A 12,573-nucleotide genomic window follows, 5' to 3' on the forward strand; every position below is an offset into this window, starting at 1 on the left:
TGAATGGCCCCGCTTGAGCCGAAAGCAAGTGCTGAATGAATGGCAAGTTTCGAGTGCCCTGAAGTCCGGTGTGAAAGGCTCACTTGGGACCGGAAGCGGACGCCAAACAGAATTCGTAATTCTCTTTCAATTGCCGACCTGTCGCCTCACGCTCTCGCTTGAGTGTCCCTGCAAGCGTCCAGCGGGCCACACCAAGAGTGCGGGCCGCCGCCGCGCTGCTCGGTGTTACGGCGTCGTCGCATGCTCGAGGCTGATCCTCAGCCGCGACCCCGTCGCCGCCGCATAGCGCTGCAGGGCCTTCATCGACGGGCTGACGCGGCCGCTTTCCAGCTTGGCGATATAGGACTGCGAGGTCTGCATCTTCCGGGCAACCTCTTCCTGAGTCATATCCGCCTCGGCGCGGGCGCGGATCAGCGCCTCGGCAATCGAAAACTCTTCCGCCAGGGCTTCGTACTCGGCGCGCACATCGGGGCGCTCCAGTAACGTCTTTTTCAGCTCATTCAGCTTCGTCATGTCACGTCCTCCGCCCGCTTCAAGGCGAGCTCAATCTCACGGCGCGGGGTCTTCTGCGTCTTCTTGGCAAACACCCGGACCACGACCACCCGCTTTGGTCTTGCCACCACATAAAGGGCGCGGGAAACGCCATCTCTGCCCTTCATCCGGATTTCCCAGAGCGGGCCTTCCAGATGCTTCACATGGGGTTCGCGAACGCGCTCCAGACCCAGCGACTGGATCAACTCGCCAATCCGCAGGAACTTGGCGATCTGATCGGCCGGGAGCGCTTCCAGCTCCGCATCGACCGTCGCGTTAAGCGTTTCAACAGTCCACATGATCAATATATCAAATCTGACATGATTTTGCAATCATAACGGTTCTTCCCGCTGGTCGTGCGGTCCCGTTCCGATAGAGCGGCACCAAGATCGGGGACGGCCATTCTACCGCGCGTGGACCGGGTAAGAATGTGCCGTTCCCTGACGTCTGCGAATGCGCTGCCGGGCGAGGATTTTAAGCGTGTTCTCATACGGTTAAGGCTAGCGGATTCGGCTGCTTTCCACCAGTCGTTCAACACGAAGCGACTACCGCCTCCTGCCGCCGCAGGGTGCGCACGAGCGTCCAGCGGGCCACGCCGAGGGTGCGCGCTGCCGCACTTGCCGATAAACCCTTCTGCTCGATCAGGTGCCGCGCCTTGCGGATATCGCGCTGGCTTAAGGCGGGAGGCCGCCCGATCCGCGCGCCGCGCTTGCGCGCGGCAGCCATCCCCTCGCGGGTGCGCTGCGACAGTGTCCGCCGCTCGAACTCGGCCAGGGCCGAGATCATCGTGTAGACGAAGATGCCTGCCGGTGTGGACGTGTCGATGTTGAGATTAGCGATGCGGAAATGCACCCCGCGCGCCCGCAGCGCCTCGGCATGGGTGAGTGCATCGACCACCGAACGAAAAGCCCGGTCGAGATCCCACACCACCAGCGTGTCGCCGGGAGAGAGGCGCGCCAGCACCTTGTCGAGGACGGGCCGGCTGTGGCCGCAGGCGGAGACGGTCTCGATATGGAGCTCGTCGCAGAACTGGCGCAGGCCCTCGACCTGGCGGTCATGGCGCTGCTCGGAGGTGGACACGCGGATGTATGCGATCTTTTTGTTCTTTTTCAATGGCTTGCTCACTTCCCGTCTGTCTCGAAACCGTCCCCTATTGCTCCTGCCGCCGTGCCTGGCGGGTGTGATCGGTCACAGGCTCTCAAGGCCCTGATTTCTATAAAAGTATACCAAATTTTGGGCGTATTATTCAAATAATCACAAAACGGGACGGTTTTGAGCGGTATTGGAAAAGTAACAAGAGGTTTGAAGGCAGGTCTTTCCGGAGTCTTGTTCTTTCTCGCGACTGGTGTTCATCCGAGCTACGCCACCAACATGACGGCGGGTGTCGTCATGGAGAAAATGCCTGCCCGCGAGCGCGCCGCCTTTGTCATGGGGATTGTCGAAGGACTGGCCTATGCCCGGTTCCGAAAGGACACAATTGCTGCCGGGTCCAAGGACGAACGCGGCATGACCTGCATCTATGACTGGTTCTACAAGGACACCGCCGTGTCGTTTGCGCGTGTCGATGCCGTGTTTCGGCAGCACACAGGGCATTTCCCCTCGACGTTGCTGGCGGTCATGGTGAAGGAGGCATGCGGCGAATGATGCATCCGCCTGGCATTGGTGATCTCGGTCGCGTCTTCCGCACAAGCGCCGGACTTGCCGCGCACTTGCGGGCGTTCCAACGCCAGCAGGAAGAAGAGCGTCTGCGCCGCGACCGCCGTCAGGATGCGCAGGGCGATGAAGCCGAGTTGATGGACTTTGCCATGGTGATGGTCTCCGCCAGCGAGATGGAGACATTCCGCGTTGAACTCGACAGCTATGACACCGCCACCATTGCGGCGCTTCAGGAGAATGAGCGGAACCTGATGCAGGCGCGCGAGCGACTGGATGAGCTGTTCGCCAAGGCCCACGTACTCCCCGACGGTCGCCGCGTGTTTAAGACAGAAGACGGACTGCGCGTGTTCGACGAACATGGCCAGGAACTGTCCGACACCACCATTCATCCAACTGAGATTGACGACAAGCGTCCGCGTTGGGAAACGGCACGGGACGCGATCGATCAGTATGAAGCGCTGACGCAGGAGCGCGAGGCTATCCTCACTTACCAGCAGAAGCTGGACGCAGCGCGCGAGCGGATCGATGCGGGCGAGATCTCACGCGAGGAGTTCGACGAGCTGCGTGACGAGCTGAAGACCGCCATGCCCGAAGCCGTGCGCGCGCAAGCTCCAGAGCTTGCATCCGAGATCGCGATGGACACAGACCTTGCCATCGAGGACGACATGATCCCGTCCTCCTTTACACCTGCCTCCATCCCCGGCCTTACCCGATAGAGGCGGCGGGCGGTCGTATGAGGACCTGCGTAATGTTGGTCGAGACGATCAGAATTGTCGTGACATTGTCTGGCAAATTCTGATAAGGTGAACATAAGAGGCTGACATGACCACACGCACCACCCGATCCGAAAAGCTCGACCTGCGCCTGACGCCGGAGGCCAAGCGCATATTGATGGCGGCGGCCGCCGCCGAACGGCGCACGGTCAGCGACTATGTGTTGCAAAGCGCCCTTGGCCATGCCGAGGAGACGCTCGCCGACCGCCGCCAGTTCGGGCTCGACAGCGCGCGCTGGGAAGCCTTCCAGAGCGCGCTCGATGCGCCGGTGCGCGACATGCCGCGCATGCGCAGGCTGCTGAACGAGCCCGGCATCTTCTCCGGCAACGAACCGGCGTGACGGTCTTCCGCGTCGAGAAGCTGACACGACGCCACGCGGTCGACCCGTTCGACTGCGGCGAGCCGGCACTCAACCGCTTTCTGGCGCGCTTTGCCTTCCCCAATCAGCAGGCCAATGCCTCCCAGACCTATGTTGGCCTGGCGGATGACACTGTCATCGGCTTCTACGCGCTGGTCGTCGGCGAGGTCGCCCATGCCGAGGCGCCGGAGCGTCTGGTCAAGGGACTGGCCCGTCATCCGGTGCCGATCATGCTGCTCGCCCGGCTTGCCGTCGCGCGCGACTGGCAGGGCAAGGGCGTCGGCGCCGGCTTGTTGCGTGACGCGGTCCTGCGCACCCTGCAGGCCGCCGACATTGCCGGCATCCGGGCGCTTGCCGTGCATGCCAAGGACGATGCCGCCCGTGCCTTCTACCGGCGCTTCGATTTTGTCGAGTCCCCCACCGATCCGCTGCATCTCTTTGCCCTGATCAAGGACCTGCGCGGCCTGTAGACCCAGCGCAGCACAACGAGCGAACATCCACCGGAGCCTGCCTGTGAGTGGATTGGCGCTTTGTCTGGGCGGGGACTGACTGCTGTGGCAAGCTGGAGCCATGACGGATCGATCCCAAAATCCCGACACGCCTGATCGCCCCCTCGATGCCGACGCCCGGCGCGCGGCGTGGAGAGCCGGGGTCCGCGAGGGAATCGAGGATGCCGACAAGGGCCGCTTCGTCACCGAGCAGGAAATTGCCGCCGTGCTCGGCAAATACGCGCAGGCCTGTCGTTGAGCAACGCGGCGCTGCAGGTCCTGCCTCTCTACAGGCCTTGCCCGCAAAAATCGTCTCGCGCGTGCCCTCGGCCTGATCTCCCGCATTGCCACTGACCGCAACCGGCCTCACCACCTCGCTGGTGTTCCGGTCCCGATAGCACCCACCCGAGCAGCGATGATGATGCCGCAACCGTCTCCGGGGCAGAGACGCGCTTCCCGTCGATCCGCAGTTCGTCCCTGGCGGTTCCAGCAGTGACACCGTGAACGCCGCCATCTTCTGAGCTCGATCCGTTTCCCGCTCTCCTCCTACCGCCACTGTCCCCCGGGCCATGCCTCCTTGGTGCCCACCATTCTGGCCGCGCCGCCTGCGGCCTTTGCTGGCGGTCCTGGCAGGGGAGGAGCGTCCTTGCAACGGCATGCGCCGTCTTTCCGCTTCGCCCGCCCGCTCGCTGGCCGCTCCGCTCGCTCGGGGTGCAAGGGCGCGCCTCTCCCTGCCTCTCCGGACGCCGTCAGGCCGCAGTGGTCGCGGCCTCAACAGGCACAAGGAGATACATCATGGCCCGTATTCAGAAGTTCGATGTCCACCAGGAGATCACCAACCGCATCGTCGACGCGCTCGAGAGCGCCGGCGCGTTCAGCCTGCCCTGGATCAGGAGCAAGGGCGGCTCAATGAAGCGCCCCGTCAACATCGCCTCCGGCAATCCCTACAACGGCGTCAACATCGTCTCGCTCTGGGTGGCCGCGCAGGTCCAGGACTATCCCTCGCATCTGTGGGGCACCTATCGCCAGTGGCAGGCGCGCGGCGCGCAGGTGCGTCGCGGCGAGAAATCCTCGCTGGTGGTCTTCTACAAGACGCTGTCGGTCGAGGAGACCAACGAACAGACCGGCGAGAGCGAGCAGTCCGAGCGCTTCATGGCCCGCGCCAGCTTCGTCTTCAACGCCGCCCAGGTCGAGGGGCTCGATCTTGCCGCCGAGGAGCGGCCCTTGCCCAATGAGCCCGTCTTCGACCCGATCGCCCGCGCCGAGGCCTTCGCCAGGGCAACCGGCGCCAGCATCGAGGAAGGCGGAGACCGCGCCTGCTATATCCCGTCCGCCGACATGATCCGCATGCCAGAGCGTCGCCGCTTCACCGGCACCGCCACCACCTCACCGGCGGAGGGCTTCTACTCGACCCTGTGCCATGAACTGGTCCACTGGTCGGGCGCGCCGGACCGTCTCGACCGCAATCTCGTCGGCCGGTTCAATGCCGAGAGCTACGCCATGGAGGAGCTTGTCGCCGAGCTTGGCGCGGCCTTCCTGTGCGGCGATCTCGGCATCACGCCGGAGCCCCGTGCCGACCATGCCCAGTACATCGCCCACTGGCTCAAGGTCCTCAAGGACGACAAGAAGGCTGTCTTCACCGCCGCCTCCAAAGCGTCCGAGGCCGCCAACTGGCTGATCGCGCGGGAGGCGGAACAGGCTGCGGCGTAGCGTGGGTGTGAGGCTTCAAGGCCGGCCCCGGTCGCTCGATCACCGAGCGGCCGGGGTAGCGTGTTCTGGTTGGGGTCGTGGGCGGCCTGTCGGCTCTTGGCGATAGGGCAGCGCGAACTGAACATTCGGATGCCTCCTTCCGTCGAGAGCATGATGCTCGTCGCCCCCTTCGGTTCAATCAAGAAGGCCCTCTCGATTCAGCTTTTGCTAAACGCGATCGACGAAGCGCTGTACCAGTTCATATTCGTTGTCCGCTTTTAGCCTGGACAAGCTACTTTCGGGAAAAATGCCTTTCCCGCGGCAACACCTTTTCTCTGAAGAATGAGGAAATCTCGGCGCGCTTGCGATCGAAATGCTCAGCTGCAAGACCCGGCAAGCATGCAAACGCTTCGTCGTAGTCGTCCATTTCAATCGCCGAATCCCCTTCGAAGGGCTCGATACGCAGGCAACGGTCAGGTCCAAGCAACAACTTCGCCTGGGCGGTCGCGTTGTCGGTGGTCAGGAACATCGCCGCCTTGATTGCTTCCCGCCACGCGATCAGGCCCCGGAACACGTCGGGTTTGCGCAGGGAGAAGGGCGCATTGCCGGTCCCGATGCTGAAAATCTCCACTTGGTCGAAACTTATGTCGTAGGCGGTGATGGCATCAACGAGTGCGACCATGACCGGATTGTTGGCCCACACGCCGCCGTCGATGAAAATCCGGCCGCTTTCGTCATGTTCAAGGCCCTTGAGATACGTCGGCGCTGCCGAGGTTGCCCGGGCCACCTTCCACATCGGGGTCGCGTGATCGTTCCTGAAGTCCTTGTGATGATCGGTCTTGAAAACAACGATTTCCGTCTTCGGCATCATGAAGGCCGGAATGACCAACCGGGTCATGGAGTCGCCGAGAAAATGATCGGTAAACCGGCGCTTCAGGGCCTTTTCCAGTTCTTCGTGGATCAGCTTCGGGCCGTTGAGGGATCGCAGGAACCGGCGGAACCGGCCGATCCATCCATCCGGCAGCGGCGGAAATATCTTCCGGCCGTCATCGCGGTAGAAGCCGGTGATCTCGGTGGTCGGAATGCCGAGCCCCAGGCCGAGAGCGATGATGCCGCCGGTGGATGTTCCGGCGATCATGTCGAAATACTGCGCCAGCGGCGCGCCACCGCAGAAATTCTCTTCACAACGCCGCAGGACTTCGGCGGTGTAGATCCCCCTGATCCCGCCGCCGTCGAGCGAGAGGATTTTGAACGGCCTGTCCGACGGCCACGCCTGGCGCGCGCGGCGAGTCGGCAGGCTGTTGGCGCGGCGGTCAGTGAACATCGGCCTTCACTTCCCGGATGATCTGCGCGTCAGCGGCGTGCATACGCGCCACGCTTTCGTGGCCGACACCGGGCGCGAGCCATGCGCCCGTCAGGTGCCACAGCTCGTAATAGGCGAGCCATTCGGCGGTCCAGTGGATAGTCGTCTCCGCGATCAGGCTCGCGGCGGACCACTCTCCGCCCTCGGGATCAAACAGGCAGAGGCCGGAGCTGGGGGGATCGCTCGTATCGTAGATCAGGTGCGGGATTTCAGCGAAAGTGCCACCCGGCCGCGGCTCCAGTGGCGGATCGATAACCATTACATAGGGCAGCGTCATCGCGCCCGGCTTCCAGAAGAGGAACACTTCATACAGCCGGGCTTTGGGCCGCAGCGGGCCCCGCCACACCAATGTGCCGTCTCCCAGTCTCTTGCCATGGAAGTCCGGCCACTGGCCGGCCATCGCCTTGAGTTGGGCGTCGGGCGAGCGCGCGCCGTCAGTTTTCATCCGGGTCGTCCGTCGGAGCGCCAAGGATGAAGGGATGGAAATTGTGCCGCGGCACCTCACGCCAACGCTCCGGCGCGGCAACGACGGCTGGGGCATAGATGCCGCCGGTGCGTGGCGCGGAAAGTACCGGCGCAGCCCGGTCCCGTCGGTCGTAGCGCTCCATCAGGATGGCGCGCTGTTCCTGGCCGATCCGCTCGCCGAACAACTCGTCGATCGTGTTGGCGATATCGGTCAGCGACGCACTCGCCATGAATTTCAGCCGTGCCGCAAGGTGCTCAAGCGCTTCGGCCAGCGCCTTCATGTCTGCAAGGCCGGGGGCTTTGGGCCGGGGCCAGCGGTCATTGATGTGGTCCGGCGGATAGGAAGGGTTTACTTCGCGTGGGCGGGTGTCGTTCGCAAGATGCTGGCGCATGATCTTCGCTGTGCTGTCGGCCAGGGCATAGAGCTGCACGGTGAGGCCGAGCGGGATGTACCCTACACAGCCGGCGCGCTTGGTCAGGTAGATCGAAGGTGGCCGCGACAGCGGCAAATCATCATAAAGCAGATTGAGGTATCGCTTCAGCAGCTTGAGCGCGACGGCCTCCTGCGCGTCGATCGCACTGGGGATGACGGGCGGCAACTCGTGCTGCTCGGCCTTGGCGAAGACCAGCCGCTCCTCCTCGTCGAGATAGCGCAGGCGATCTTTGGAAACCGCACCGCGGTGGCGCCGAAGGGCTTCCGCGAAGAGCTCCTGACCGACGCCGACCTGACTCCGAAACCAGTTGGTGAACCCCCACGGGTTCGACGGCACCCGCAGCGCCGGGCCAGTGTCGGGCGAATGGAAGATTTCGCCGGCCCTCTCCACGGCGAGGCGTTGCCGCCGGTCGAGGATCGTGACGTCCATGTGCATGAACGGAAACTGGAGCTGTACGCAGCGGGTGCAGCGCACGATCTTGTTGACGCCCGGAAACCCCTGCAATGACTCTTCCAGAATGTCGAGCGCTCGGCTGTTGTCCCAGTCGGTGGGCACGTCGATCTCGACGATGGCGTCAACGTCGAAGCGGTCGTCATCCGTCCCGCTGAGGATGGTCGTGCTCGTGGCGATCGAGCCCTGCGCGTAGATCAGGCTGACGCCGTCGATCAGGTATGGCGCAAGGGGGCTGCCACGGCGCTCAAGATGAGTCTTGAGGCGGCGGTAGCGGTTTTCGGCGACCTCGCGGTCGTGCGGGCTGAGTTCGATCAGCGCCGCCACATCGATAAGCACCTCATCGAGGGCGTCAGTCTTATGAAAAGGATCCGGTCCGGACATGTCTTTAAGTTCCTTCTGGAGTGGCGAGGGCCGCTGGGATTTAGCTTGCCCATGTCGGGGAAGACATGAGATACATGTCTATAAAAATAGGACATCTATCAATAGGCGTCAAGATTATCATGACGGAGAAGACATGACCGATAGTGAAAGCCCCAGCGACATCTTCCGCCAAAGGCTGAAAAATGCCCGTGAATTAAGGGGTTATAGCCAGGAGCAGCTTGGTGCACGCGCCGACATGCCAGCCAGCTCCATCGCCCATTTCGAGACAGGGCGTAAGCCGTCCTTTGATTCGCTGCGGCGACTCGCCAATGCGCTGGAGATTACCACGGACTATCTGCTGGGGCGCGTGGACAGCCCGGAACTGGCGCAGGCGGGCGACCCCCTTTTCCGTGACATCGGCAAGCTGACCGGGAGTGACCGCGAGATCGCCAAGGACTTTCTGGAGATGCTCGCCAAGCGCAACGCGAAGAAGGACAAGGACCCGTGAGCCGGATATTCAGCCTGAAACTCGCCCGGCAGACGGCAGAAGCGTTCCTCCGGGATGAAGGCATTTCGACGCTGCCGGTCGATCCTTTCGCGATCGCGGAGAGCCGTGACATCGTGGTCCAGGGCAAGCCTGCGGAACATGACGGCGTATCCGGGATGCTGCTGCGGCACGGCAATGATTTCGGCATCGTCTTTGCCACTCACATTCCCGGCCCCGGCTTTCAACGCTTTAGCGTCAGCCATGAACTCGGCCATTATTTCCTGCCGGGCCATATCGACCAGGTCGTCAAGGACGGTATCCATGTCTCGCGCGCCGGGTTCGTGACCAACGACCCCTATGAGCTGGAGGCCGACCATTTCGCGGCCGGGCTACTGATGCCGGAAACGCCCTTTCGCAAGGCGATGGGCCGGTTCGACCCCGGCCTGGATGCAATCGACCAGATGGCCGAGTTGTGCGTAACCTCGCGCACGGCGACGGCCATTCGGTTCGCGGAACTGTCCGACGCTGCGGTCGCCGTCATTGTCAGCACGGGCGGCATCATCGATTATTGCTTCATGTCGGACGCCATGAAGGCGCTGCCGAAGCTGGACTGGATTCGTAAAGGTACGCCGCTGCCGACGGGCACCGCGACGGCAACGCTCGCAGCGGACCCCGAACGCGTCGCCGCCGGCGATCGACTGAGCAACGAAACCGATGTGCGGGACTGGCTCGGCGGCACTACACGCGCGGCCATCTGGGAGGAGTCCATCGGTCTGGGGCGCTACGGAAAGGTTCTGACAGTTCTGTCTTCAAACAGCATCGGTCAGGACGAGGATCCCGAGGACAGCGAAGATGATGAAGACAGTCTTGTCGAGAGTTGGACGCCTCGTTTCCGGCGATGACCAATTAGTTACGCTAGGTACAATCGGCACAGCAGCAATCAAAGTTCGGAGAATTGGAGGCCGTATTGGTCATGATGTATTGGGACACAGGGGATTCAGTCGTTGATTGTATCCTTCAAAAAATTGAGATTTTGAGTGATTGGAAAGAAGATTCGGATGCGAGTCAGGTCCAAAGCCTGCTTGTGGCGCTTATCGACATTGAGAGAATGCTTCCGCAAGCCGTATCTCGCCACTTCAAGATTCCGCATCTTTTTGTGGGTGATGCCCACTTCACAGGCGGAGATGAATATCGTCGGCGTTTGGTGTCTAACATCACCAATGCCGTTAAAGAGGGCCTGGGGAAAGCAACCGCTGATCCGCTGCTGCAACGCAATGGTGGGGCTGTTTTTGATGATCGGCCAAGAAGCCGGGGCGAGGAAATTCTCGATGCTATTGATACTTTTGAATCTGAGAGAACGATCTCGGCCCTGTTGAAGTTGAAAACGGCCACTAGCCCAACACGCCTTCAGAGTCGGGTGAAGAGTATCGAGATGTTGATGAATAGGAAGCGTCCTTATGGAAATCAGGATCCGGAAGTAGCGATGCTCGGCGAATTATACCGACTAAGGCAAGAAGCAAAAGAATATCACTCTCAAATGGCGTGATCCCACGGGTCGTGACCAGGTGCAGGCTAGATACCCAACCTTCTGTGCCTGCTTCTTTTCCGCCGTTCGTTCGAGTCGGCAGTGATCGCCTGATCCTGTTCCTGCACCCTGGTCGTTCGACTGACCTCGCGATGCAGGCGGGCGAGCTCGCGTACATGCTGACGGCGTTCCTCGTCGATCCGCTTCTGGAGGGCAAGGCGTTCCTGTCGCTGTCGGTCGACAAGGGCCTGCCGCTCGGTGGCATCGCGTAAGGCGCAGGCATCGGCCTCGCGCTCGATCTCGTCCTTGAGCTTGCTGTGTTTGCCGGTGAACCGGTCCCACAAGCCAAGCAGTCCTTTGCGGAAGCGTGAGGCACGGTGGCGTGCCTCGTCGTCCGCGCGCCGCCGCTGTGCTTCGTCAAAGGCGCTGCGGTCGCTCCTGTGGCGTTCGACCATCGCCAGCCGCTGCCCCTCCAGATGTGCGGCGGCGCGGACGAAATCTTCCGTGACGCTGCCGATGAAACCGGACAGCCTGTCGCGAACAAGGCTGGCGACTTTGCGCCTCGTGTCCTCGACCGAGGGCAGAGTGTCGGGATCGCCGATCCGCTGGCGTACGTCCTTCGTCTTTAGCCCGATCCACCGGGCAAGGGCATAGACCTCGCCTTGCGTGTCGACAGCGACAAGGCGGCCGCGATCACCCCGTGCGAGGTAGTAGCCGCGCGCTTCGAGCGCGTGGGAGAGAGCCTTGCCGGAATCCGAGGCCGCCCAGCATTGCTGGAGCGCCGCCTTGATGTCGCGTGGGTCCTTGCCCGCCCGCTGTGCCTGGAACCACTCCTTCCGGTCGAAGTTGAGCGGATTGCGCAAGGCCGGATCGATCAGGCCCTCCGGCATCTTCCAGCCATGTTCCAGATAGAGCTCGCGAGACAGAGCGCCGAGCTTTCTCCGGTCATGCGACATCCGCACTGCCGTCATCGTGTCGGCATCGATGCGCGACCAGACGCAATGAGCATGGCGGCGGCCCTTCTTCTCGTGAAACACGACCACCCGAGGGTGACCCGAAAGACCGAGCCTCTCCTCGATCCGTTCAATCGCCGCCTCGAACACCGAAACGGGAACGTTCTCCGTCTCCGGCGGGCTCAGGGACAGTGAATAGAGGTGCTGACGACAGCGTGTGCCCCGGCTGACGGCCTCGGCTTCCCGCAAGGCGCCCGAGACCGTATCGGCCATGAAGCCCCGGACTTCGTGAACCTCGACATGCTCGTTCTCCGGCTTCATCAGGTGAATGGCGAGATCGCGGGCACCGCCGCGCTGATTGCCGTCGAGGATCATGGTTCGCCCCTTTCGACAAAGCCGAGCGCCGCCATCAGGTCCCGGCGCATGCGGGCGACCGTGGCGCAGGCCTCCAGCAGGTCCTGTTCCGTCTCCGGCGTGAGCGGCAGGGTGCCGATATTGGCGGCCCTCGCAAGCTGGTTGAGGTTGTTGGCGATGCGGCTCTTGCCGAGAGCGGCGAGCACACGGGCCAGCGCCTCCTGGTCTTTCACCGGACTTCTCGGTTTGCGCGCCGACGGCCGGGGCGCTCTGTCGCCGGCCGCCAGCACGAGGTTCCGCAGATAGGCGCCGAGCGACAACGTCCCGGCGCGCTGCATCAGCAGGCGCTTCTCGTCTTCGGTTAGCCGGATGGAAAAGGGTGTGGTCTTCGGCCTGGCCCTGTCCGGGCCAGCCAGAGGCGTCTTCGTGGACATGTCGGCACCTCGCTCAAGGTGCCGGAGGAGGTGTCGGCGGACCGGACCGCTTTGCCAGCGACGTGTCCTTCAAAAGCGCTTCCCACTCGGCGAGTTCAGTGAACAATTGGTTTGACGTCTCGCCGAGCACGTCCACCAGTCTTCCCTCTTCCCTGAGCGGGTTTCCGTTTTCCGTCCTCTGCCGGCGCCATCCCGCCGCGCGTTTGCGGCTGATGCCGGCTTGTCGCCAGGCGCCGCATCGGGCCGTGTT

At 62.6% G+C, this 12,573-nt stretch carries 17 protein-coding genes; 9 read left to right on the forward strand and 8 right to left on the reverse strand.

Annotated features, from left to right (window positions below; translation table 11 throughout):
- Positions 1 to 225: 225 nt before the first annotated feature.
- From TSB10P1A_RS15260 to TSB10P1A_RS15270, 3 genes are all read right to left on the reverse strand, one after another.
- On the reverse strand, positions 226 to 513 hold the full coding sequence (locus TSB10P1A_RS15260; RefSeq protein ID WP_186388784.1) for a helix-turn-helix domain-containing protein: 288 nt from the start codon (positions 511 to 513) through the stop codon (positions 226 to 228).
- The gene (locus TSB10P1A_RS15265) at positions 510 to 830 is read right to left on the reverse strand and encodes a type II toxin-antitoxin system RelE/ParE family toxin (RefSeq protein WP_244293135.1); all 321 of its coding nucleotides are present in this window, start codon (positions 828 to 830) and stop codon (positions 510 to 512) included. Before TSB10P1A_RS15265 ends, TSB10P1A_RS15260 begins: the two co-directional genes overlap by 4 nt.
- 232 nt (positions 831 to 1,062) lie before the next feature.
- Positions 1,063 to 1,656 (reverse strand): recombinase family protein, encoded by a 594-nt coding sequence (locus TSB10P1A_RS15270; protein WP_186388785.1) that lies wholly within the window; start codon positions 1,654 to 1,656, stop codon positions 1,063 to 1,065.
- Between the two features lie 201 nt (positions 1,657 to 1,857).
- Here TSB10P1A_RS15270 and TSB10P1A_RS15275 point away from each other — a divergent pair, with 201 nt between their 5' ends.
- The 6 genes from TSB10P1A_RS15275 to TSB10P1A_RS15300 all read left to right on the forward strand — a co-directional run bounded on the left by TSB10P1A_RS15275 (position 1,858) and on the right by TSB10P1A_RS15300 (position 5,516).
- On the forward strand, positions 1,858 to 2,175 hold the full coding sequence (locus TSB10P1A_RS15275; protein WP_186388786.1) for a hypothetical protein: 318 nt from the start codon (positions 1,858 to 1,860) through the stop codon (positions 2,173 to 2,175).
- Entirely contained in the window at positions 2,172 to 2,903 is a 732-nt protein-coding gene (locus tag TSB10P1A_RS15280; RefSeq protein WP_186388787.1) for a hypothetical protein, read from the forward strand. The genes TSB10P1A_RS15275 and TSB10P1A_RS15280 overlap by 4 nt, the downstream gene beginning before the upstream one ends.
- A 106-nt stretch (positions 2,904 to 3,009) precedes the next feature.
- Positions 3,010 to 3,300: a DUF1778 domain-containing protein gene (locus tag TSB10P1A_RS15285; RefSeq protein ID WP_067217549.1), complete on the forward strand. Its 291-nt coding sequence runs from the start codon at positions 3,010 to 3,012 to the stop codon at positions 3,298 to 3,300.
- Entirely contained in the window at positions 3,297 to 3,788 is a 492-nt protein-coding gene (locus TSB10P1A_RS15290; RefSeq protein ID WP_186388788.1) for a GNAT family N-acetyltransferase, read from the forward strand. Before TSB10P1A_RS15285 ends, TSB10P1A_RS15290 begins: the two co-directional genes overlap by 4 nt.
- Before the next feature lie 100 nt (positions 3,789 to 3,888).
- Positions 3,889 to 4,065 carry a hypothetical protein gene (locus TSB10P1A_RS15295; RefSeq protein ID WP_186388789.1) on the forward strand — a complete coding sequence of 59 codons (177 nt, stop codon included), beginning with the start codon at positions 3,889 to 3,891 and terminating at the stop codon, positions 4,063 to 4,065.
- Between the two features lie 536 nt (positions 4,066 to 4,601).
- On the forward strand, positions 4,602 to 5,516 hold the full coding sequence (locus TSB10P1A_RS15300; protein ID WP_186388790.1) for an ArdC family protein: 915 nt from the start codon (positions 4,602 to 4,604) through the stop codon (positions 5,514 to 5,516).
- A gap of 271 nt (positions 5,517 to 5,787) precedes the next feature.
- On the opposite strand, the gene TSB10P1A_RS15305 is transcribed toward TSB10P1A_RS15300, so the two are convergent.
- The 3 genes from TSB10P1A_RS15305 to TSB10P1A_RS15315 are packed head-to-tail and all read right to left on the reverse strand — an operon-like array spanning position 5,788 to position 8,591.
- Positions 5,788 to 6,819, reverse strand: a complete 1,032-nt coding sequence (locus tag TSB10P1A_RS15305; RefSeq protein ID WP_186388791.1) for a CBASS cGAMP-activated phospholipase — start codon at positions 6,817 to 6,819, stop codon at positions 5,788 to 5,790.
- A complete protein-coding gene (locus TSB10P1A_RS15310; protein WP_186388792.1) occupies positions 6,809 to 7,303 on the reverse strand; it encodes a hypothetical protein in 495 nt (164 codons plus the stop codon). The genes TSB10P1A_RS15305 and TSB10P1A_RS15310 overlap by 11 nt, the downstream gene beginning before the upstream one ends.
- Positions 7,293 to 8,591, reverse strand: coding sequence for a nucleotidyltransferase (locus TSB10P1A_RS15315; protein ID WP_186388793.1), 1,299 nt, complete (start codon positions 8,589 to 8,591; stop codon positions 7,293 to 7,295). Before TSB10P1A_RS15315 ends, TSB10P1A_RS15310 begins: the two co-directional genes overlap by 11 nt.
- A 133-nt stretch (positions 8,592 to 8,724) precedes the next feature.
- Between TSB10P1A_RS15315 and TSB10P1A_RS15320 the strand changes: the two genes are divergently transcribed.
- From TSB10P1A_RS15320 to TSB10P1A_RS15330, 3 genes are all read left to right on the forward strand, one after another.
- The gene (locus tag TSB10P1A_RS15320) at positions 8,725 to 9,078 is read left to right on the forward strand and encodes a helix-turn-helix domain-containing protein (protein WP_186388794.1); all 354 of its coding nucleotides are present in this window, start codon (positions 8,725 to 8,727) and stop codon (positions 9,076 to 9,078) included.
- Positions 9,075 to 9,959: an ImmA/IrrE family metallo-endopeptidase gene (locus TSB10P1A_RS15325; protein WP_186388795.1), complete on the forward strand. Its 885-nt coding sequence runs from the start codon at positions 9,075 to 9,077 to the stop codon at positions 9,957 to 9,959. The genes TSB10P1A_RS15320 and TSB10P1A_RS15325 overlap by 4 nt, the downstream gene beginning before the upstream one ends.
- 71 nt (positions 9,960 to 10,030) lie before the next feature.
- Positions 10,031 to 10,603 carry a hypothetical protein gene (locus TSB10P1A_RS15330; protein WP_186388796.1) on the forward strand — a complete coding sequence of 191 codons (573 nt, stop codon included), beginning with the start codon at positions 10,031 to 10,033 and terminating at the stop codon, positions 10,601 to 10,603.
- Positions 10,604 to 10,629: 26 nt separating this feature from the next.
- Here the strand turns inward: TSB10P1A_RS15330 and TSB10P1A_RS15335 are convergent, their stop codons facing one another.
- Positions 10,630 to 11,910: a relaxase/mobilization nuclease domain-containing protein gene (locus tag TSB10P1A_RS15335; RefSeq protein ID WP_186388797.1), complete on the reverse strand. Its 1,281-nt coding sequence runs from the start codon at positions 11,908 to 11,910 to the stop codon at positions 10,630 to 10,632.
- Positions 11,907 to 12,323, reverse strand: coding sequence for a plasmid mobilization relaxosome protein MobC (gene mobC, locus TSB10P1A_RS15340; RefSeq protein WP_186388798.1), 417 nt, complete (start codon positions 12,321 to 12,323; stop codon positions 11,907 to 11,909). The genes TSB10P1A_RS15335 and mobC overlap by 4 nt, the downstream gene beginning before the upstream one ends.
- Between the last annotated feature and the right edge of the window lie 250 nt (positions 12,324 to 12,573).

Origin of the sequence: Stappia sp. TSB10P1A (assembly GCF_900185725.1) — a bacterium.
Lineage (GTDB): Bacteria > Pseudomonadota > Alphaproteobacteria > Rhizobiales > Stappiaceae > Stappia.

Coding starts and splice junctions, on each gene's coding strand:
- TSB10P1A_RS15320 (WP_186388794.1), top strand. CDS start 8,725: ATGACCGATAGTGAAAGCCCCAGCGACATCTTCCGCCAAAGGCTGAAA.
- TSB10P1A_RS15305 (WP_186388791.1), bottom strand. CDS start 6,819: ATGTTCACTGACCGCCGCGCCAACAGCCTGCCGACTCGCCGCGCGCGC.
- TSB10P1A_RS15330 (WP_186388796.1), top strand. CDS start 10,031: ATGATGTATTGGGACACAGGGGATTCAGTCGTTGATTGTATCCTTCAA.
- TSB10P1A_RS15300 (WP_186388790.1), top strand. CDS start 4,602: ATGGCCCGTATTCAGAAGTTCGATGTCCACCAGGAGATCACCAACCGC.
- TSB10P1A_RS15310 (WP_186388792.1), bottom strand. CDS start 7,303: ATGAAAACTGACGGCGCGCGCTCGCCCGACGCCCAACTCAAGGCGATG.
- TSB10P1A_RS15315 (WP_186388793.1), bottom strand. CDS start 8,591: ATGTCCGGACCGGATCCTTTTCATAAGACTGACGCCCTCGATGAGGTG.
- TSB10P1A_RS15295 (WP_186388789.1), top strand. CDS start 3,889: ATGACGGATCGATCCCAAAATCCCGACACGCCTGATCGCCCCCTCGAT.
- TSB10P1A_RS15335 (WP_186388797.1), bottom strand. CDS start 11,910: ATGATCCTCGACGGCAATCAGCGCGGCGGTGCCCGCGATCTCGCCATT.
- TSB10P1A_RS15260 (WP_186388784.1), bottom strand. CDS start 513: ATGACGAAGCTGAATGAGCTGAAAAAGACGTTACTGGAGCGCCCCGAT.
- TSB10P1A_RS15280 (WP_186388787.1), top strand. CDS start 2,172: ATGATGCATCCGCCTGGCATTGGTGATCTCGGTCGCGTCTTCCGCACA.
- mobC (WP_186388798.1), bottom strand. CDS start 12,323: ATGTCCACGAAGACGCCTCTGGCTGGCCCGGACAGGGCCAGGCCGAAG.
- TSB10P1A_RS15285 (WP_067217549.1), top strand. CDS start 3,010: ATGACCACACGCACCACCCGATCCGAAAAGCTCGACCTGCGCCTGACG.
- TSB10P1A_RS15265 (WP_244293135.1), bottom strand. CDS start 830: ATGTGGACTGTTGAAACGCTTAACGCGACGGTCGATGCGGAGCTGGAA.